The organism is Thalassotalea euphylliae (assembly GCF_003390395.1).
GTDB classification, from domain to species: Bacteria; Pseudomonadota; Gammaproteobacteria; order Enterobacterales; family Alteromonadaceae; genus Thalassotalea_F; species Thalassotalea_F euphylliae_C.
This window is the reverse complement of the sequence record NZ_QUOV01000001.1, coordinates 763,759-784,673: the sequence shown is the minus strand read 5'-3', so window position 1 is coordinate 784,673 and position 20,915 is coordinate 763,759. Positions and strand designations below refer to the sequence as shown.

Below are 20,915 nucleotides of genomic sequence, written 5' to 3'. Positions count from 1 at the left end.
TATGCCCCTATGATAAGCTCAGTAACACGTCGCCAACAGCAACTGAGTCACCTTCACGGACATTTAAGCTAACAACCGTACCACCTGTTACTGCGCGTACTTCGGTTTCCATTTTCATTGCTTCCATGATGATAACCACATCACCTTCCGCCACTTCTTGGCCTTCGCTAACCAAGACTTTGAAAATATTACCCGCAAGTGGTGCATTCAGCGTTTCTTCGGCTGAAACTGATGCGCTTTGTTTAATTGCAGCGTCTGTCGCCGAGGCCGGTGCTGAACTTGGCGCTACCGAGCTAACACTGCCGCTTGGGCCAACAACTACTTCATAAACTTTACCATCAACTGCAACGGAATAGTTTTCAGTACCACCCGTGCTGCTAGCTGCTGGTGCTGGCGCTGCTTTCGGTGCAGCATCTGCTTTACTAGGTGCAGGTTCAAAAGCATCTGGATTATTGCGATTTTCTAAGAACTTCAAACCGATTTGCGGGAACAACGCATACGTAAGCACGTCATCAATAACATCGTCTGCTAAATCAATGCTTTTCTCTTTGGCTAGCTGCTCTAGTTCCGCCGTCAATTTATCCACCTCTGGATCGAGCAGATCTGCAGGTCGGCAAGTAATGGCGTCACTACCATCAAGCACGCGTGTCTGCAGCTCAGCATTAACCTCTGCTGCCGTTGCGCCGTATTCGCCTTTTAATACACCTGCGGTTTCTTTGGTAATGGTTTTGTAGCGCTCGCCAGTCAGTACATTCAGCACCGATTGGGTACCTACAATTTGCGAGGTTGGTGTTACTAGCGGAATATAACCTAAATCTTTACGAACTTTAGGAATTTCAGTTAGTACTTCGTCTAAACGATCAGCTGCACCCTGCTCTCGTAATTGATTTTCCATATTGGTTAGCATGCCGCCTGGCACTTGAGCTAATAGAATACGTGCATCAACGCCCTTCAAACTACCTTCAAACTTGGCATACTTTTCACGAACATCACGGAAATAGGTTGCCACTTCTGCCAACTTGTTCATGTCTAAACCAGTATCACGCGGCGAACCTTCAACTGCCGAAACAATGGTTTCTGTTGGTGAATGACCGTAAGTCATACTCATTGATGAAATTGAAGTATCAATAACATCAATGTCGGCGTCAATCGCCTTCATATGAGTCGCAACACTTAAGCCAGTGGTAGCATGGCAATGTAATGAAATTGGCAGCGCAACGGTTTCTTTTAATTTGGTAATTAGCTCTTCTGCATAGTATGGCTTAAGTAGGCCTGCCATGTCTTTAATACAAAGCGAGTGCGCGCCCATATCTTCAAGTTGCTTGGCCATTGTTAACCAACCATCAAGCGTGTGCACAGGGCTTTCAGTGAAGCTCAGTGTGCCTTGGGCATGAGCACCGACTTTAACTGCCGCTTTGATCGCTGTTTGTAAGTTGCGAACATCGTTCATCGCATCAAAAATACGGAAAACATCAACACCATTAATGTGCGCACGTTCAACGAACTTTTCCACGACATCGTCAGCGTAGTGGCGATAACCTAGAATATTTTGCCCGCGAAATAGCATTTGTTGCTTGGTATTTGGCATCGCTTTTTTCAGCTCGCGAATGCGATGCCAAGGATCTTCACCTAAGTAGCGAATACACGCATCAAACGTTGCACCGCCCCATGATTCAATTGACCAAAAGCCTACTTCATCTAACACTGGAGCGATCGGCAACATATCTTCTAAACGAAGTCGGGTTGCTAACAGGGACTGATGTCCATCTCTTAGTACAAGCTCTGTGATACCTAATGGTTTTGTCATGACCATGCTCCTATCTATTCTTTATTATGCTTTTGGCGGTATTGTGAAACAGCGGCTGAAATAGCCGCTACAACTGAAGGTGAGACACCATCATTAGCCGCAGATTTTTTAACTGGTGGGCGAGTAACGGCCGGTGCTACAGGGTCGGGAAACTTATTTGCAAGTGGTGCTAATACGGTATTAATGATCACCACAAGAATGCCAAGAAAGGCGAAAACAAACACCATACCAGCAAGCATCAGTGTGCCCGCTTCAATAAACAATTGGCTGAGTGATTCCATTTGTTACTCTCTTATTATTTTCTTTGTCTGGCTAGAATAATCACTCCAATATTGAAAATGCAATCAAGAAATAGCCATTTAAGATAAAAAAAAAGATGTCAATAGCTCAAATCATCATTTTCACTATTCATTCATAATATTTTGATATTTATGCAGCCAAAAAACAGCAAAAACAATTTTTGTATACAATATTTTTTATCTAATTATTTTAATTTCACTGACTTACAATGAAATTGTATACAATATTGATAAAAAAGCTGTCTATACAATTATGCAGTTTTTTGTTGATTGAAGATGATCTTCATGCTTTTTAGTTATAGCTAAGCCTAGCTCGACGATGATGAATAGCAAGAAAACCCCATTACACTCAATCTCACCATGATGGGTTCAAATACTCTCATTCGAAGATCGATTTTGTTGTTAAGTTGAAAAGAGAAAGTGAAGCTCAACTATCGAGTTATCCGATACCAATTAATTAATTCAATTGGCATTAGTTATTTGAGAGGCCAATGTATCCATAAGGCGCTTCATAAAGCACATTGACGACTATTGATGATGCATTAGCCATTATCAGGTGGTCGATAGTGGGGTTACAAGGTTTCTAGCAAGTGAAGCTTAATATAGCCACTTTGATTTTATTTCAGGCTATTCAGCTTAGCCTTTGGGCAACTACAACAAAATCCTGATCACCTACTAGATTTGCTAAGAACTTTTTACAGGCGAAAAAAAACCAGTCAAAAGACTGGTTTCTTAGATGTGGCACTCTTGATTGCTGTAGCACTGGCAGGAGCCTAACCTGCGACCGCCTGGTTCGTAGCCACTTTACTTTTATATCAGGCTATCCAGCTAATCCTTTGGGCTACTGCAACAAAGCCCTGATCATCTACTAGATTTGCTTTGAACTTTCTACAGGCGAAAAAAAACCAGTCAAATGACTGGTTTCTTCTTTTTCAAGTTAAGTGGCGGACGCGGCAGGAGTCGAACCTGCGACCGCCTGGTTCGTAGCCAGGTACTCTATCCAGCTGAGCTACGCGTCCGCGGTCAATCGATATTTTATATCCTGAGGTAAGGATAGCGAACCAGTTCGTAGCCATCTAAGTCAAAGCATACTGCCTATCAAGCTGAACTGCGTGTTCACAGTTAATCATTATTTTATATCCCGAGGTAAGGATAGTATTTATTGCTTAACCACTTTAAAGAAAGTGGCGGACGCGGCAGGAGTCGAACCTGCGACCGCCTGGTTCGTAGCCAGGTACTCTATCCAGCTGAGCTACGCGTCCGCAATAAAAGTATTATTAATTTATTTAACCAGCCTTAATATTAGCTGTTTTTCTATGCTTAACCAGTTGTTAAAATTATTACCACTTTCGAGAAAGTGGCGGACGCGGCAGGAGTCGAACCTGCGACCGCCTGGTTCGTAGCCAGGTACTCTATCCAGCTGAGCTACGCGTCCGCATAATTAACAGTTTTACATCTTAGTTAACGTAGATGCCATTAAGAAATAATGGCGGTGAGAGAGGGATTTGAACCCTCGATACGGCTACAAACCGTATACTCCCTTAGCAGGGGAGCGCCTTCAGCCACTCGGCCATCTCACCAGTGGCTGCGAATATTAATGATTCTGAAAAATAAGTCAAACAGTTTTTTAAACTTTTTATTTCGTTTGCTCACAATTAATACAACACGTCGATATTTAGGGCAAAAACGTGATTAATTGAGCAATTTTTTGATGAATTAAGTTTGTTTTTAACATCAGCCCAGCAGCTAATATTGCCCGAATTAAAAAAGGCTACCTGCAAGGTAGCCTTTCAAAACTATAAATAAATGTTCATTTATTCAACTTTACTCATATCACCACCTTTAATGATAGAGAAATCTTTCAGTTTGAAATATTTCTTCACCACTTTGTGTAGTTGCTCAGGTGTTAACGCTGCAAGTTGCTGTTCGTATTTTTTATCGAACTGCATACTCTTGTTGTAATACAAGTTGCCATTTAATTTAGCGACTAACTCTCTATCTTGTGAGCGACTAACGCGCTTACCTTGCAATAGGCCTGATTTGGCTGCTTCAACTTCTTCAGCAGTGAAACCATCTTTAATTAAACGCTCAAGCTCTTCTTTGAAGCCCACTTCAACTTTCGCTAAGTTTTGCGGTGCACAAATCGCATATGCGCCCATTGAGGCACGAGCGTCATTGCTGCTCATACGAACAAAAGAGCCAGCGCCGTAACTTAAACCGTCTTTTTGGCGCAAACGAGTTGCTAAGCGGCTATTTAGGAATCCACCACCGAAAATGTAGTTTGCTAGCTCAAGTGCTGGCGCATCTTTACTGTTAACCCCTACCGGCAAAGTAGTTGAAGCAACAAATACGGCATTTTCTTTATCTGGTGTATTAAAGCTTTGATCTTTGCTTGGTTGCTTGTGGTAAGGATGGGTAATGCGTTTATAAGCTTGCTCCGAAGCCCAATCGCCGAATAAGTCGTTTAACGCTTTAACCGCGACCATTTCGTCAAAATCACCTATAACACTAACTTGCATGCTGTTAGCGCCGTAGAACTGCTTGTGGAAGGCTTGTAAGTCAGCTAACTTCACTGTTTTTAAGTTTGCTAACTGTTCTTCCATCGTTGCGATATAACGCGGATGTGACGCGTCAAATGGGTTTTGACGGCGCGAGAATTCTCTAAATACAATAGCTTGTGGATCTTGTAGTTGTTGCTCAATATCAACTTCGGTTGTTGAAACAAGTTGGTCGAACTCTTTGGCATCAAACGAAGGCTGTTTTAACACTTGTGCCATTAGCTTTAAGGCAGGTACTAAATTCGCTTTAACCGTTTCTAAACGCGCTGAAGCACCTTCAGCATCACCGCCAATAACCGCATTAGTTTTCAGCTTGTCGAACTCGTCTTTAAGCTGCTCTCTTGTGAACGTCGTGGTACCACGCATCAACATGCTACCCGTTAAGTCACCAATTAAGCCCTTACTTTGCAATGAATCCAAGTCGCCCATCTGAGTCGCTACGCGAACAACAACAGACTCACCACGTGTTTTCTTCGCCAATAACGCTACTTTAATTCCATTGTCTAACGTCACCATCTTAGTGCGACTATCGATATTATCGTGACTCGGGTCGAATGCTTCACCTTGAGCGATATTTTCACGACCTTTATAGCCTTCTAACATAGCAGCAACACTTTCAACTTGAGGAATTTCAACACGCTCTGGTTTATCGGTTGGAATGTAACGACCTACCGTACGGTTGTTTTTCACAAAATAAGTATCTACAACGCGCTTAACATCAGCCGTTGTCACTTTTTCAATGCGGTCACGGTTTAAGAAAAGCAAGCGCCAATCACCCATGCCAACCCATTCGCTTAACCCTAAAGCAATACGTTCAGACGAGTTAAAAGTCAGCTCTATTTCTTTCAAAAGAGTACGTTTTGCACGCTCAACTTCTTCGTCGGTAAATGGCTGCTCCATGGTCTGCTCTATCGTTTTTAGCAACTGTGCTTGAGTAACTGCTAAATCTTGATCTTTGTCTACTTGCGCGAAATACAAAGCAACGCCAGGCTCTTCCCACTGGAAGTTAAAACCAAATGCACGACTAGCGAGTTTTTTCTCAACTAATGCTTTGTGTAAACGACCTGTTGCTGCTGCACCAAAAATCTCGGCGGCAACATCTAACGCGGCAAAGTCTTCATGCGAACCCGCAGGCACTTTGTAAACACTGCCAACAAGTTGTACATCGCCAACACGGCGCACTGTCACTTGACGCTCGCCGTCTTGGGCAGGGTCTAAAGTGTATAATGGCTCAATCACACGTGTTGGCTTAGGGATCACACCAAAGTACTTATCAACCAACTTAATCATGCTGTCGTTTTCAAACTTACCAGCAACAATCAGTGTTGCATTATCAGGCTGATAATATTTTTTATAGAAAGCTTTTAAACGGTCAATTGAAACATTTTCTAAATCAGCGCGAGCACCAATCGTCGACTTACCGTAGTTGTGCCACTCAAAGGCACTTGCCATGGTGCGTTGCAGCGTCACACGAAATGGGCTGTTTTCACCGCGCTCGAACTCATTGCGTACAACAGTCATTTCGCTGTCTAAATCTTCTTTCGCAATGAACGAGTTAACCATGCGATCCGCTTCCATATCTAACGCCCAGTTGATGTTTTCAGGCGTAGCAGTGAACGTTTCGAAATAATTCGTGCGATCTGTCCAAGTTGTGCCATTAGGGCGCGCACCATGAGCGCTTAACTCGGCGGGGATATCTTTGTGACGAGGTGTTCCTTTAAACACTAAGTGCTCAAGTAAATGAGCCATACCGGTTTCGCCGTAGTTTTCGTGTTTAGAGCCAACATGATAGGTCACATTAACGGTCACGGTTTCCTTAGTTTGATCAGGAAACAGCAAGACTTGTAAGCCATTATCTAAGTGGTATTCAGTAATACCTTCAATGCTGGTGATTTCATTAGCGGCAGATGCTGACCAAGAAATCGCACTCAAACTGCTACAGACTACAGAAGCAACCAGCCAGCGTTTGGTGGGTTGGGTTAAGAACATCCCGTTCTCCTTGTTGTTTTTATAGAAATTAACATCAATTTAACAATGTAAAGGAAATCGACATCGTTGGAAATAAAAAGGCAAAAAAAAGGCCAGCAACATGCTGACCTTATTTGTATCAATTCTTCTCAAGTTCTACATTAGAACTGGTTGCCAGAAGGCTCTGAATCGCCTTTCTCTGCTTGTATGCGCATATAGATTTCTTCACGATGCACAGAAACTTCTTTCGGTGCGTTTACACCAATACGTACTTGATTACCTTTAACACCTAGTACTGTGACAGTTACGTCGTCACCAATCATCAAGGTTTCACCGACACGGCGAGTTAATATTAACATTCTTCGATTCCTTTAAGTATGAATTGAGATCCACTAATTTTTCTAAGCTAGTTTTTGGTCACTGACCTTATCTAAGTTAGTCTAAATTTGAAATTTATCCATAAAAACAATGGTTAAAAATAGATAACTTAGTTCGACGAATCTAAACCGAATCCGCTATGCAGTATTTGAGCTGCTTGAACCAGATTAGTTTCATCAATTACAACAGAACATGAAATTTCTGAGGTTGAAATTAATTCAATATCAATTTCAGCAGACGCGAGCAGTGCGACAATTTTGCCAACCACTTTGGTGTGACTATTTAGGCCAATACCAACTGCTGATATTTTAGCAACTGATTCGCGGCTGCGGATAGTACCAAATTTGTTAAACATTGTAATCTCTTGTAGTGCATTTCTCGCATACTCCAGCTTATCTCTATTCAGTGTAAACAAGAGCTGCTTAGCGAGTGATGACTCACCTACTAACTGCACCATATCAAGTTCAACATTGGCTTTTTCAAGGCAGTCAAAGATTGATGAAACCGCATTATCGGCGACATCAGTTAAGCAAATTAGTGCCTGTTGTTGGTCATGCACAATACTAGACACAGGATTATTGCTTTGGCTTTCAGCTAATGCTTGGCTTTTTGGCAACACAAGTGTCCCCTCCCCTTGACTAAAACTGCTCAATACACGAATAGGCATTTGATGCTTAAACGCATATTCTACGGCACGATTTTGCAACACCTTAGCACCTAAACTGGCCATCACCAGCATTTCATCAAAGCTTAAGCATGGGATGCGTTGTGCTTTGGCAACAATGCGCGGGTCAGCACTATAAACGCCATCAACGTCGGTAAAGATCTGTGCTTCTGCAGCATTTAACGCAACTGCTAAGGCAACAGCGCTAGTATCAGAACCACCACGACCAAGTGTCGTGACATTATGCTCAACGTCTTGCCCCTGAAAGCCAGCTACAACAATGACTTGCTCTTGCGACAGAGCCTGCGTTAAGCGCTGAGTATCAATTGCCTGTATGCGAGCCGCGCCAAAGCGATTATCAGTTTGAATACCCACTTGATGAGCTAATAAAGAGATAGCGGAAATGCCGCGCTGCACTAAGGCGATGGCGAGCAATGAAATGCTGACTTGTTCGCCGGAAGCGAGCAGCATATCCAGCTCTCTGCTAGCCGGTGTCGCATCTAATTGCTGTGCCATTGCCAGCAAACGATTAGTTTCGCCTGCCATGGCTGATAGCACGACAACAACCTGATGCCCTTGCCTAACCGTGGTGATGATATTTTCTGCGACCGCTTCAATACGCGAAAGGGAACCTACCGAGGTTCCCCCATATTTCTGAACGATAATCGCCATGTAAAATTACAGTGAGCGAATTAGCCCAATTTTTCAGTTAGCCACGGCTGAACAGATGCTAGCGCAGCGGCAATATTTTCAGGTTGGCTACCACCTGCTTGCGCCATGTCTGGACGACCGCCACCTTTACCACCAACTTGCTGTGCCACCATGTTGACTAACTCGCCTGCTTTCACTTGGCCAGTCAGATCTTTAGTGACACCAGCAATTAGGCCAACTTTGTCACCATTGGCGGTGGCTAGCATGATAATACCTGAGCCCATTTTCACTTTGAGCTCGTCAACCATGCCACGTAGCGCTTTAGATTCAACACCGTCTAAATCGGCAATCAATGCTTTAACACCATTGATATCAACCGCCTGGCTAACTAAGTCACCGCTAGCTGCTGATGCCAATTGTTGCTTAAGCTGCGCAATTTCTTTCTCAAGCTGCTTAGCGCGTGAAATCATTTGCTCAACTTTACCTGTTGTACCGGCAACGTCAGACTTCACCATTGAAGCGATGGTTGCTAGCGTATCAGCTTGGCTATCAATAAAGGTTAGTGCCGCTTCTGCTGTGACCGCTTCAATACGACGAACACCAGCAGCAATACCTGATTCAGAAGTAATTTTTAACAGGCCAATATCACCAGTGCGATCAACGTGAACACCACCACACAGTTCTGTTGAGAATTCACCAAGGGTTACTACGCGCACTTCGTCATCGTACTTCTCACCAAACAGTGCCATCGCACCTTTTTCTTTGGCTTCATCAATTTGCATTAGCTCAGTTTCGCGTTTTACGTTGCGACGAATTTCGCTGTTCACCATATGTTCGATTTGGCTTAACTCGTCTGCGGTAACCGCCTCAAAGTGTGAGAAGTCAAAACGTAGCTTGTCTGGGTCAACCAATGAGCCTTTTTGAGTCACATGCTCACCAAGCACCTTGCGCAATGCCGCGTGAAGAATATGTGTTGCGGTATGGTTTTTAACAATTTTCTCACGACGTGCGACATCAATTTCTGCTTTCACACGGCGGTTAAGGCCAATCGCAATTTGTGCCGTGCCGTGGTGTGCAAAGGCATTACCCACTTTAACAGTGTCAGTAACGTCAAATGTACCGCCATCTAAATGTAATACACCTGTGTCACCTACTTGACCACCTGATTCGGCGTAGAATGGCGTGTTATCCAATACCACCACACCTTTATCGCCCGGTGCTAATTCAACAACCGCTTCGCCTTCTTTGAAAAGCTCAACCACAGTACTTGAGTACTCGTGGTTAGTGTAACCTTTAAACTGAGTCAGTTTTTCAGACTTAAGCTGTTCGTTGTAGTCAGTGCCGAATTGGCTTGCTTGCTGCGCGCGCTCACGTTGTAAGCCCATAGCAACATCAAAACCATTGTGATCAATACGTAATTGACGCTCACGCGCGATATCTGCCGTTAAATCCGCAGGGAAACCGTAAGTGTCATATAGCTTGAATACATCGTCGCCATTGATCACATCACCTGTCATATTCGCGATAATGTCTTCTAGTAGCGCCATACCACGGTCAAGGGTGCGACCAAATTGCTCTTCTTCAATGCGTAGCATTTTTTCAACAACCGCTTGCTGTTGAACCAGCTCTGGGTAAGCTTCACCCATTTGCTCAATTAATGCCGCCACTAATTTGTGGAAGAAGAAATCTTTAGCGCCAAGTTTGTGACCATGACGAATTGCACGGCGAATAATACGGCGCAGCACATAACCACGGCCTTCATTCGATGGCATTACGCCATCAGCAATCATAAAGCTACATGAGCGAATGTGATCGGCAATGACTCGCAGTGACTTACTTTCTAAGTCGTCACATGCTAGCAAGTTAGCAGCAGCGCCGATTAAACCTTGGAAAATGTCAATTTCGTAGTTGCTGTGCACGTCTTGCATGATCGCAGAGATACGCTCCAAGCCCATACCGGTATCAACTGATGGCTTGGGTAAAGGCTCCATGGTGCCGTCAGCATGGCGATTAAACTGCATGAAAACTAAGTTCCAGATTTCAATGAAACGGTCGCCATCTTCTTCAGGTGAACCCGGAGGACCACCCCAAATGTGCTCACCGTGATCGTAGAAAATTTCAGAGCACGGACCACATGGACCAGTATCACCCATTGACCAGAAGTTATCTGAGTCGTATTGCTTAGCGCCGTGCTTGTCGCCAATGCGAATAATTTTTTCTGCTGGCACGCCGACTTCTTTGTTCCAGATATCAAACGCTTCTTGGTCAGTTTCGTATACGGTTACTAACAGCTTTTCTGTTGGTAATGCCAGTACCTCAGTCAAGAACTGCCACGCGTACTTAATAGCGTCTTGCTTAAAGTAATCACCGAAGCTGAAGTTACCTAACATTTCAAAGAAAGTGTGGTGACGTGCGGTATAACCGACGTTTTCTAAGTCGTTGTGTTTACCACCGGCGCGAACACAGCGCTGTGACGAGGTAGCGCGCGTATAGCTGCGCTTTTCTGCGCCTAAGAAAACATCTTTAAATGGCACCATACCGGCGTTTGTAAACAACAAGGTGGCATCGTTGCCCGGCACCAATGAGGCACTTTGAACAATTTGATGTTGTTTGGAGGCAAAGTAATTTAAAAATGCTTTGCGAATCTCAGCACTACTTCTAATCATGGTTTTTCCAACACTTTCGGTTAATTTGCATTCAATGCCGTTAAGCACTCGTCCATCGAGAAGCCACGGTATTGTAAAAATCGTAATCGCTTGGCTTTGTCTTTTTGATCTTCAATGGGTGTTTCACCAAATCGCTTGCGGTAGGCTTGCTCTGCTTGGGTGTACCAATCGACGTTCAACTCGTCTAATACACTTGTGTAGATATCGCTATTGACCCCTTTTAGCTTGAGCTCTTGACGAATCGCATTCCAGCCATAACCTCGGCTTACTTTGTTGCGAATAACGCTCTCGGCAAAACGGATGTTTGACAAGTAATCTTCATCGAGTAAGAAGTTGATCACTTGTTTGATATCGTCAGATGAATAGGCCTTCTTGCTTAGCTTTTGCGTTAACTCTTTAGTCGAGTGTTCTCGGCGCGATAATAGCCCGATGGCGGAGTGTAAAACGTCTTTGTTCAAAAAATATAAAAGCCAGACAAATAATAGTCGGTATTCTACCTAAACCAATGAAGATGTGTAGTGGTTTTTGCTTTGCATTTGCAGAGTTTTAGCGGCAATTAGCGATTCCTGTGCAAATCTGTGTGGAATCGCCAAACTCAAATGAAAATGAATATTTTTTCAGGCTGGATTGCTGGCTTATTTATAGGCTGCAATCAGTGTTTTTAGCCAGCGCTCTTCGGTAATAAAGTTCCAAGAGAGGGCTTTGTATTCTTGCGCGACACCCGTTTTTAAAATATCTGCTTCGCTCTTGCCTGCGCTAAGCTGCGCTTTCACTTGTTTGCTTGTGTCTATCATCATGGCGACAAACTCTTTCATGCCCGCTTTGTCTGTCAAATTGCCATGACCTGGAATTATCACTACATCATCGGGAAAGTTGTTAACCATGTAACTCACATTGGCAATATAACCATCGACGGAGCCTCCACCATTGGTGTCTACGTAGGGAAAGCGCCCTTCAAAAAATAAGTCACCTGTGTGCAGCACGTTAGCATTTTTAAAATACACAATAGTATCGCTGTCAGTATGTCCTTTCGGCAAATGCGTTAATTGCACTTCTTCATTCGCTAAATGAATAGTTACGCCTTTGTCGTAAGTGACCACAGGTAAGGCATCCTTGGTTAATCTGTCATTGCTTTTTAGTCGATTGCGGACATTGTGGTGGGCAAAAATCGGCGCTTTGTGTGAAAAGTAACTGTTACTGCCCGTGTGATCACCGTGGTAATGCGTGTTGATAACGTATTTTAGATCTTGATCAACAATCGCCTTCATCGCGTTTTCAATCTTTTCAGCCAGCGGTGCAAATTTGTCATCCACCAACAATAAACCTTCACCCGTGGCTAACACGCCTATATTACCACCTGGACCTGCCAGCATATAAACATCGCCCGCCGCTTTACTGGTTTCAATTTTGACGTCACTAAAGTCGCGCGCGGAAACAGCAAAACTTGTTGTCGCGGCTAATAATATTAAAGAAAGTTTTTTTAGCATTAGTTGTTCTTCTTCATGTAAGCAGAATGTTAATCAAACTGTATAAAATAACCGCTTGTTTGTACAGAACGGTACAAAATTTAGCATTAATAAAATGTAAAAATCATGAGCTAGCCATTTGATTAACCTGAACTCCTTGAGTATGTTAAGAGCTTGAAGCTGATAAAAGGATGAAAAGCTAACTAGCAGGGAACTAGCAAAAACAATTATTAGTCAATTGGCGATTATAAGTAGAGATACCTCGATGAATTTTTTATCCAAAAGTATTCTTTGGAAATTACTATTACCCACCATTAGTTTTTTTCTCTTTGTTATTATCGGCTTTGCTGTATTGCTCCCCAATACGCTCAGCAATAATACCCAAAGTGAAACGGTCGACGGCGCTGTACTTACCGCCCAACAATTTAAGAAATTACGTACCTACTACTCAAAAAATATCGTCCAATCTGTCATAAACCCTGATAGCCCGATCAAAGCATCCACTGAACACAAAGACAAAACTGGCGTGATTCCTGTGCCTGCCACTTTCTTACATGATGTTAGCTATGAGATGAGTAGTGAAGACACGCAGTTCTCACTGATCAGCCCATACCCTTTTGCTAACCGCAGTGGTCGCACACTCGATGACTTTAATAAAAAAGCGTGGGAGTTTTTAACTAAAAACCCTGATCAAGCCTACTCAGAATTAACCAAAGTAAACGGTAAACAGATAATGCGTGTCGGTGTCGCTGATAAGCTGACCGCACAAAACTGTGTGAATTGTCACAACAGTCACCCAGATTCGCCAAAAACTGACTGGCAACTCGGCGATGTGCGCGGCATCTTAGAGATGAGCATCGACATCACTGAGCAGCGCGCCGCTGATAACAAGCTAGCATGGATTATCATAGGCACCCTGCTGCTGTTGCTAGTGATTGTCGTTGTTGTGGTCAATATCAGCTTCTCACGCTTTATTCAGCAAAAAGTGAAATCAATTACCACAGCCGTTGATAACGTTGTTGATGGCGACTTAACCACAGAATTAGATCATCAGCAATCAGAAGACGAGCTTGCGGTGATCATGAAATCAGTGAACCGCATTACCCAACAATACAAACAAACCATCGAGCTCATTAGTGATTCAGCGAACCAGCTAAAAGACAAGGCTGGCGATTTAAGCAGCATTACCTCAGAAGCAAAAGACGGTACTGAGCGTCAATCACATCTCACTGCTGAAACAGAGCAATCAATGACGGCCATGTTAGATACGGTTAGTGAAGTGATTAACAACTCAACACAGGCAAGTGAAGCAGCCCAAACAGCACAATCAGCAACCCAGCAAGGCCAGAGTGTTGTTGATAACTCGGTGTCAGTCATTGAGCAAATGTCAGAACAAGCAGAAGCAGCAATGGCGATTATTAATCAACTACAAACCAACGTAGAAAAAATTGGTACAGTTTCAAGTGTTATTGGCTCTATTGCCGAGCAAACCAATTTACTTGCGTTAAACGCCGCGATTGAAGCGGCTCGCGCAGGTGAGCAAGGCCGAGGCTTTGCTGTCGTCGCTGATGAAGTTCGTGCACTTGCCAGTAAAACCATGAACTCTACCGGTGAAATTGACAACATCATCAATCAGCTACAAAACACCACTGAAACCATGGTCAGTACGATGACCACCAATAATGAGCAAGCAACAACGGCAGTTGAGCAAATTCAAGAAACCAAGCACTCATTATTGAAAATTGGTGAGCAGGTTGATGATATTTCCGATGTAAACCAAAGCATTAAGCAATCAACGGAAACACAGACTTTGGCAGCGAGCAGTGTTAATGACAACATTTCGCAAATTGCTGAAATCTCACAAAGTGTTGAGCAAGGTACACTGCAAATTTCAAACAGCGCTAGCCAGTTAAACGAGCTTGCTGAGCAGATGCATCAACTATGTCAGAAGTTTAAAACACGCTAACTGTTAACATGTTAGGTAAACAAAAAGGCCGTAAGCTAGATTATCACTAGCTTACGACCTTTTTTTATTTTGGTATTCTAAATGTTGGGCAACTGATTAGGCGTAATGTAGTTCCATAATGGTTTCATCAAATTCATCTTGCTCTACAATTTCAAAATTAAATCTCTCAAAAAATTTTTTCATGATGTCGTGACCTTCGACATAGCAATTAGATGGAATTAAAGCCCTGTAGTTGCTGAATTTCTTCAAGTACTAACTTTACTGCTTGTGAGCCATAGCCTTTACCCTGCTGACTAACATCAATTAATACTTGGTCAATGAAAATTTCATAAGGTTTATCATCCTCATAGTTCGGATAATACTGAATAAAACCAATCGCTTTATTGCCTATATACACGCCTCGATTCACGTAATGTTGATAAAATTTCGAGGCAGCGATCGCTTCAGATGGAAGCGCGACAAACTTTTCCTGCTCTTTAGTAATTTCAAGGTCGATCATATCGAGCCAGTTGTCTTTCGTTATTTCTTGTAGCGAGATTTCCATATTATTCCCTACTAACTGTTTCGTTACTAATGATTCGCTTTGTAAAGTGATGTGGGCAAGATAAATGAAAATCAATATAAAGCACTGAAATTATTATTTTTAAGAGTGCTTTGCATTGACTAGTGAAGTTTGGCGTAAAGAAATAAATAAAGAATAAAAAACAACGAATAAGTAACAAAACGAACCAGCCAACAACATGGTCAAAAACTATTGCTTAAAATGGTTTAATCAAACGCCAGTCCTAATTGTGCTGTCTGCTCTTCGGGTGCTTGTAAGCCGATATGGATGCCTAATAGTCGTACTGGTTTACCCTGCCCACGATGCAGCGCTTCTTTTAAGAGTTCATTAAGCAGTGGCAAGCTAATTTCGTGGCTTTTCTGATCTTTGGTGGTTTGAACAAAATCATTAAACTTAACTTTTACTCCAAGCTTATTCATTCCTGAGGTTGTCAGGTATTTATCTGAACGGCGATAAAGCTCGGGCAATAACTTTTGCGCCATAATTTCGCTAAGTTCATCAAAGCTCGCAATATCATATTCAAAGGTACGCTCAACCCCTACAGATTTTCGCACGCGCGACACCTGTACTTCACGCTCGTCAATACCATGGCTGCGCGCCCAAAGCACTCGCCCATATTTGCCAAATTGACTAACTAAGTAAGCCTCTTCAGAGCGACGAATATCACCGCAAGTATTAAAACCTAACTTACTGAGTTTTTCAGAGGTGACCTTACCGACACCAGGAATTTTGCGCAGCGATAAGTTTTCTAAGAAATCCAAAATGTCATCTGGGGCGATCGTACACTGGCCATTAGGTTTATTCAGAGCGGAGGCAATTTTGGCGACAAATTTTAATGGTGCAATACCCGCTGAGGCGGTGAGTCCGGTTGCTTTAACGATTTCTTGGCGAATTTCTTGGGCAATTAAAGTGGCAGAGCCTTGATGTAATGTCGAATGTGATAGGTCCAGGTAAGCTTCATCGAGCGACAGCGGCTCAATTTTGTCTGTATAACGTTCAAAGATGCTGCGAATAACCTCGCTGACTTCTTTGTACACTTGCATTCGCCCTGGCACGACAACTAAGTCAGGACATTTTTTACGAGCCAGCGCAACAGGCATTGCCGAGCTCACACCAAACTGTCGGGCAATGTAATTACAGGTCGACAATACCCCACGGCGATCGGATTTACCACCAACTGCAACAGGCTTATTCGCTAACGCAGGGTTATCTCTGATCTCGACCGACACATAAAAGGCATCCATATCTATATGGGCAATTTTTCTTTGCATCGTTAACTTAACACTCTGCCTAATAAATAATGAAGATTGCTCAAATTTAGCCCCTAGGTTACTAGTCATTGCCAGCAACTTAATGGAGCTCGGCCTCTATTTTTATGTCGAGCAGAATGATAGAAGCATAAAAACAGAGCCTAACTGTATATTAATACAGTTAGGCTCTATCTAAAAGCCAAAGCGAGTAATTTGCTATAGAGCTAGAACCGGATGAAGGGAAAATCTAGCAGCCCTTCTGCACCACTAGTAGAGTAACACCCAAATTGATTTTTACACTGACTGTTTGGTAACCGTGAGCCCAACGCTTTGGCAGGGCGTCGATAGAGCACTAGTTGCTCGGTTAGCACCTCTTCTATCGGCGGCGAAGTAATAGTAATAACTTCAGTTTCATCATGTGGCCATACCAAGCGGCCATTTTCATTTTTAGCCAAGGGTTGGTTAGCTAATGCTAGGGAAAGGTCAGGAAAGTTTTCCGCAGTGATAGGCTGTGATGTCTGAATTAGCTCAATCACAGCAGGCATATCAGGGTGATTGTCTTGATAAGACTTGGCTAGATAGCTATCTGCTTTTACCAAGTCGTGCAAACCAAAACCTTTACTTAGGTAAGCAATACCTAGTAAAAAATTCGCGTTTTTATAATTTTTTCTGGCAGCGGTTTCTAGGTAACGGACACCTTTGTTTAAGTCTTTGAAACCTGGGTCACTGAGATAAATAAGACCTGCTTTATAGTGAGCGGCAATATCGCCGCCTTTTGCTGCTTTCTTATAATAATGCAGTGCTTTTTTGATATTAGCTTCTGTACCATAACCCGCTTGATAAAGCTGACCCAACAAGCTCATAGCACCGGCATGACCACGCGTTGCCGCTGCTTGATATTGTTTAAAATACTCAGCACAAGTGTCGGTATTACATTCTGTTAATTTACTCGCCTTGGCTTGAAATGCCAGAGTACAAGTAACAATTAGCATTAAACTTATTTTTTCCCTTCTTAGTTAGCCTTCCTAGTTGGAAATACCCTTTCACCATACTAAAAATTGAAAAAACAACAAGGTCACTAAAGCCTTATGTGATTGATGGCCGATTATTTGTGATCAGCCAAGATGTTATGATTATTCGACAGGTATAAAAAAGGCCGCTAATGCGACCTATTAATCATTTTAAAAACCAGCAGTTTATATAATTTTAATATCAATACTATCTTTTGCTAACGCGGCTTTGCGCTCGCGCTCTTGGCGCTTTTCGCAAGGGTTATCACAGTTACAGGCTTTATCGATCCCTAATGAGCCTAAACCACCGCAGCTGCCCGCCAATGATTTTTGCTGGAAGATATAGCCCACCGCCATTCCAGCAACGACTAACAAAAAGAAACCAAGCGTAATTAAAAATAATGTCATAATAATTCCAAGCTAACCCAAGCAATCGGTTGTGCCCAATAGCCCAGCATGTCTCACTGAACTATTTCAAAACTTAAAAACAGTGCGATTTTACCGCATTTGTTACATCAACACCATGTTCAGCGATGTTGCGCTTATAACTATTTAATACCACTTTTAAAAAGCAATCTAACAGACTAACTGACTAGTTTACTGACTGCCTATTTTAAAAACGGCATAAACTTCTTAGTGTTGATCTCTTCAAAACCTTTATCGGTTTTACTGATCATCATTACCGCTAAATCATGTTGTTCTGCGAAAGCTAAACCTTTTTCTGGCCCCATTACCATAATGGCTGTCGATAAGCCATCTGCTGTCATTGAAGACGGATGAATCACAGTTACCGACACTAAGCGATGATCAATCGGCTTACCCGTTTTAGGATTAATAATATGCGAGTAACGCTTACCATCAACTTCAATATAGTTGCGGTAATCACCTGAGGTGGCTACGGCATTGTCTTGCGGCACGATCACTTGATGCACGCTACGTTCTGTGGTGATTGGTTTTTCTACCGCGATATGCCACAAGGTACCATTGGCTTTAAAACCTTTGAGGCGCATTTCACCGCCAATTTCTACCAAGTAGTTTTGAATGCCTTTGCGTTCAAGTAAATCAGCAACAACATCAACACCCCAACCTTTGGCAATGGTCGATAAATCTAAATAAAGGTCTGCTTGCGTTTTCGCTAAGCCCTGTTCAGTCAACAACAACTTATCTAACCCAATACGGGCAAATGCTGCGGCCTGTTCTTCTGCTGAAGGCACTTTTTCAGGTTTTAAGTCAGGACCAAAACCCCATAAGTTAACTAATGGCCCTACTGTCACATTTAGCATGCCATCGGTGATATCACCTAACCTCAACGCCTCGCTAACAACAGTTCTAAAGCCTGTTGAAATGACGGTTGGCTCGCTACCTTGGCTATTGTTGAATACTGTGATTTCAGAGTCTTGCTGATACGTAGACATCTGATTATTCACTTCTACTAAGGCTGCGTCTATATCTTGCTGTAATTGAGCTAAGTCATACTGCGCTTGCTTGGCCACAACTTTGATATTGTAAGTAGTGCCCATGGTACGGCCTTGCAAATGAAATTCCTGTTTAGCATCTTCTGACGGCGCAGGAAAACAGCCAGCAAGTAGCAAGGTAAATACTGATACAAGCAAAGTTGTTATAACAAGCTTAAACTTCATTTTATAAACCCTAAAATATGTCGATTGATACAAAAAGAGCGGCTAATGCCGCTCTTTATTAGGTTGCTAGCTAGATCACTAAATCACTCGCTAGCGAACCTTGGAAAATATCTTAACCACCGAAGTCGTCAAGTAAGATATTTTCATCTTCCACACCAAGATCTTTCAGCATGCCGATAACCGCTGCATTCATCATTGGTGGACCACACATGTAGTATTCACAATCTTCAGGTGCTTCATGATCACGTAAATAGTTTTCATAAAGAACGTTGTGAATGAAGCCAGTCATACCATCCCAGTTATCTTCTGGTTGCGGATCTGACAAGGCAACATGCCAGTCAAAGTTCTCGTTTTCAGCCGCTAAGCCATTGAAATCATCTTCATAGAACATTTCACGTAATGAACGCGCACCGTACCAGAAAGAGATCTTACGCTTAGAGTTAAGACGCTTAAGCTGATCGAAAATGTGAGAGCGCATTGGCGCCATACCAGCACCACCACCGATAAATACCATCTCGTTGTCAGTGTCTTTCGCGAAGAATTCACCGAATGGACCTGAGATAGTCACTTTATCGCCAGCTTTTAAGCTCCAGATAAACGATGACATTTTACCCGCAGGTAAAGATAGGTTATTAGGCGGCGGCGTAGCGATACGCACGTTCAACATAATAATACCTTCTTCTTCTGGGTAGTTCGCCATTGAGTAGGCACGAAGCGTGTCTGTGTCAACTTTCGATTCAATATCGAAGAAGCCAAAACGCTCCCAGTCACCACGATATTCTTCTGGAATATCGAAGTCTTTGTATTTCACGTGATGCGCTGGTGCTTCAATTTGAATGTAACCACCGGCACGGAAAGGTACAGACTCACCATCAGGGATAGCTAGTTTAAGCTCCTTGATGAAGGTTGCTTTGTTGTCGTTAGAAACAACAGTACATTCCCACTGCTGAACACCGAAGATTTCTTCTTCAAGTTCAATGTCCATGTCTTGCTTAACCGCAACCTGACATGATAAACGACAGCCTTCTTTCGCTTCACGCTTAGTAATGTGACCTAATTCAGTTGGTAGAATATCGCCACCACCTGAATGAACGTGTACACGACACTGGCCACAAGTACCACCGCCACCACACGCTGACGGTACGAAAATACCTTGGTCAGCTAATACGCCCAGAAGTTTGCCACCAGCACCTGCTGTTACCGCTTTTTCTGGGTCACCGTTAATTGAGATGGTTACATCGCCCGTTGATACTAACTTAGATTTGGCAAATAAAATTACCAAAACAAGTGCAACAACAATTGCTGTAAACATCGATACGCCGAGAATAATTTCCATCGACTTTTCCTTAGCACTTATCTTGAGAAGGCTTAGCTAAACGCTTCACCTTCTGCATTAATCTTATTACAACGAAATACCACCGAAAGATAGAAAGCCGAAAGCCATCAATCCAGCGGTAATAAACGTGATACCCAAACCTTTAAGGCCGTCTGGCACATCAGAGTACTTCATTTTCTCGCGTAAGCCCGCAAGTAAAACAATCGCTAATGCCCAACCAATACCTGAACCGATACCGTAAACTACAGACTCACCTAAAGTTAGGTTCTTGGCAACCATAAAAGATACGGCACCAAAAATCGCACAGTTCACTGTAATTAACGGTAGGAAGATACCTAACGCGTTGTATAACGGCGGGAAGTACTTATCTAAAACCATCTCTAGAATTTGTACTAATGCCGCGATCACACCGATAAAGGTAATGAATGATAAGAAGCTTAAGTCGATAGACTCAGTTGGATCAGTAATACCCAACACTGCATCTAATGCACCCGGAGCCAAGATTGCTTGGTAGATAATTTGGTTAGCAGGTACCGCAATACCTAGTACCACAACTACCGCCACACCAAGACCAATCGCCGTGCTAACTTTCTTAGATACCGCTAGGAAAGTACACATCCCAAGGAAGAAAGATAACGCAATGTTCTCGATGAAAATTGTTTTAACTAAAAGTGATAAATAATGTTCCATCGTG

General features: G+C 42.9%; 16 protein-coding genes and 4 tRNA genes. 1 reads left to right on the top strand and 19 read right to left on the bottom strand.

The genetic code is table 11. The features are described from left to right. Positions 1–7 precede the first annotated feature (7 nt). The 12 genes from oadA to DXX92_RS03340 all read right to left on the bottom strand — a co-directional run bounded on the left by oadA (position 8) and on the right by DXX92_RS03340 (position 12,478). Positions 8–1,807 carry a sodium-extruding oxaloacetate decarboxylase subunit alpha gene (gene oadA / locus DXX92_RS03395; protein ID WP_115999148.1) on the bottom strand — a complete coding sequence of 600 codons (1,800 nt, stop codon included), beginning with the start codon at positions 1,805–1,807 and terminating at the stop codon, positions 8–10. Between the two features lie 14 nt (positions 1,808–1,821). Further along, a complete protein-coding gene (locus tag DXX92_RS03390; RefSeq protein ID WP_115999147.1) occupies positions 1,822–2,088 on the bottom strand; it encodes an OadG family protein in 267 nt (88 codons plus the stop codon). Positions 2,089–3,048: 960 nt separating this feature from the next. Then, a tRNA-Arg gene (locus tag DXX92_RS03385) sits at positions 3,049–3,125 on the bottom strand. Between the two features lie 166 nt (positions 3,126–3,291). Continuing rightward, positions 3,292–3,368: transfer RNA gene (locus DXX92_RS03380), tRNA-Arg, on the bottom strand. Between the two features lie 96 nt (positions 3,369–3,464). Next, a tRNA-Arg gene (locus tag DXX92_RS03375) sits at positions 3,465–3,541 on the bottom strand. Between the two features lie 52 nt (positions 3,542–3,593). Continuing rightward, a tRNA-Ser gene (locus DXX92_RS03370) sits at positions 3,594–3,686 on the bottom strand. 234 nt (positions 3,687–3,920) lie between these two features. Then, positions 3,921–6,653 (bottom strand): M16 family metallopeptidase, encoded by a 2,733-nt coding sequence (locus DXX92_RS03365; protein ID WP_115999146.1) that lies wholly within the window; start codon positions 6,651–6,653, stop codon positions 3,921–3,923. A gap of 140 nt (positions 6,654–6,793) precedes the next feature. After that, positions 6,794–6,991 (bottom strand): carbon storage regulator CsrA, encoded by a 198-nt coding sequence (csrA, locus tag DXX92_RS03360; RefSeq protein WP_115999145.1) that lies wholly within the window; start codon positions 6,989–6,991, stop codon positions 6,794–6,796. Between the two features lie 128 nt (positions 6,992–7,119). After that, positions 7,120–8,346, bottom strand: coding sequence for an aspartate kinase (locus DXX92_RS03355; protein ID WP_115999144.1), 1,227 nt, complete (start codon positions 8,344–8,346; stop codon positions 7,120–7,122). Between the two features lie 20 nt (positions 8,347–8,366). After that, the gene (alaS, locus tag DXX92_RS03350; protein ID WP_115999143.1) at positions 8,367–10,991 is read right to left on the bottom strand and encodes an alanine--tRNA ligase; all 2,625 of its coding nucleotides are present in this window, start codon (positions 10,989–10,991) and stop codon (positions 8,367–8,369) included. A 20-nt stretch (positions 10,992–11,011) separates the two neighbouring features. Continuing rightward, a complete protein-coding gene (locus DXX92_RS03345; RefSeq protein ID WP_115999142.1) occupies positions 11,012–11,449 on the bottom strand; it encodes a regulatory protein RecX in 438 nt (145 codons plus the stop codon). 177 nt (positions 11,450–11,626) lie between these two features. After that, positions 11,627–12,478 carry an MBL fold metallo-hydrolase gene (locus tag DXX92_RS03340; RefSeq protein ID WP_115999141.1) on the bottom strand — a complete coding sequence of 284 codons (852 nt, stop codon included), beginning with the start codon at positions 12,476–12,478 and terminating at the stop codon, positions 11,627–11,629. 244 nt (positions 12,479–12,722) lie between these two features. Here DXX92_RS03340 and DXX92_RS03335 point away from each other — a divergent pair, with 244 nt between their 5' ends. Continuing rightward, positions 12,723–14,423 (top strand): methyl-accepting chemotaxis protein, encoded by a 1,701-nt coding sequence (locus DXX92_RS03335; RefSeq protein WP_115999140.1) that lies wholly within the window; start codon positions 12,723–12,725, stop codon positions 14,421–14,423. A 208-nt stretch (positions 14,424–14,631) separates the two neighbouring features. Here DXX92_RS03335 and DXX92_RS03330 read toward each other — a convergent pair whose 3' ends face one another. From DXX92_RS03330 to nqrE, 7 genes are all read right to left on the bottom strand, one after another. Then, a complete protein-coding gene (locus DXX92_RS03330) occupies positions 14,632–14,967 on the bottom strand; it encodes a GNAT family N-acetyltransferase (RefSeq protein ID WP_220347621.1) in 336 nt (111 codons plus the stop codon). 224 nt (positions 14,968–15,191) lie between these two features. Further along, a complete protein-coding gene (dinB, locus tag DXX92_RS03325) occupies positions 15,192–16,256 on the bottom strand; it encodes a DNA polymerase IV (protein ID WP_116002279.1) in 1,065 nt (354 codons plus the stop codon). Between the two features lie 203 nt (positions 16,257–16,459). Then, the gene (locus DXX92_RS03320) at positions 16,460–17,227 is read right to left on the bottom strand and encodes a tetratricopeptide repeat protein (protein ID WP_115999139.1); all 768 of its coding nucleotides are present in this window, start codon (positions 17,225–17,227) and stop codon (positions 16,460–16,462) included. A gap of 204 nt (positions 17,228–17,431) precedes the next feature. Beyond that, positions 17,432–17,653, bottom strand: a complete 222-nt coding sequence (nqrM, locus tag DXX92_RS03315) for a (Na+)-NQR maturation NqrM (RefSeq protein ID WP_115999138.1) — start codon at positions 17,651–17,653, stop codon at positions 17,432–17,434. A gap of 200 nt (positions 17,654–17,853) precedes the next feature. Further along, positions 17,854–18,885 carry an FAD:protein FMN transferase gene (locus DXX92_RS03310; protein WP_115999137.1) on the bottom strand — a complete coding sequence of 344 codons (1,032 nt, stop codon included), beginning with the start codon at positions 18,883–18,885 and terminating at the stop codon, positions 17,854–17,856. A gap of 112 nt (positions 18,886–18,997) precedes the next feature. After that, the gene (gene nqrF, locus DXX92_RS03305; protein WP_115999136.1) at positions 18,998–20,221 is read right to left on the bottom strand and encodes an NADH:ubiquinone reductase (Na(+)-transporting) subunit F; all 1,224 of its coding nucleotides are present in this window, start codon (positions 20,219–20,221) and stop codon (positions 18,998–19,000) included. A 66-nt stretch (positions 20,222–20,287) separates the two neighbouring features. Continuing rightward, the gene (gene nqrE, locus DXX92_RS03300) at positions 20,288–20,911 is read right to left on the bottom strand and encodes an NADH:ubiquinone reductase (Na(+)-transporting) subunit E (protein ID WP_115999135.1); all 624 of its coding nucleotides are present in this window, start codon (positions 20,909–20,911) and stop codon (positions 20,288–20,290) included. Positions 20,912–20,915: the final 4 nt, after the last annotated feature.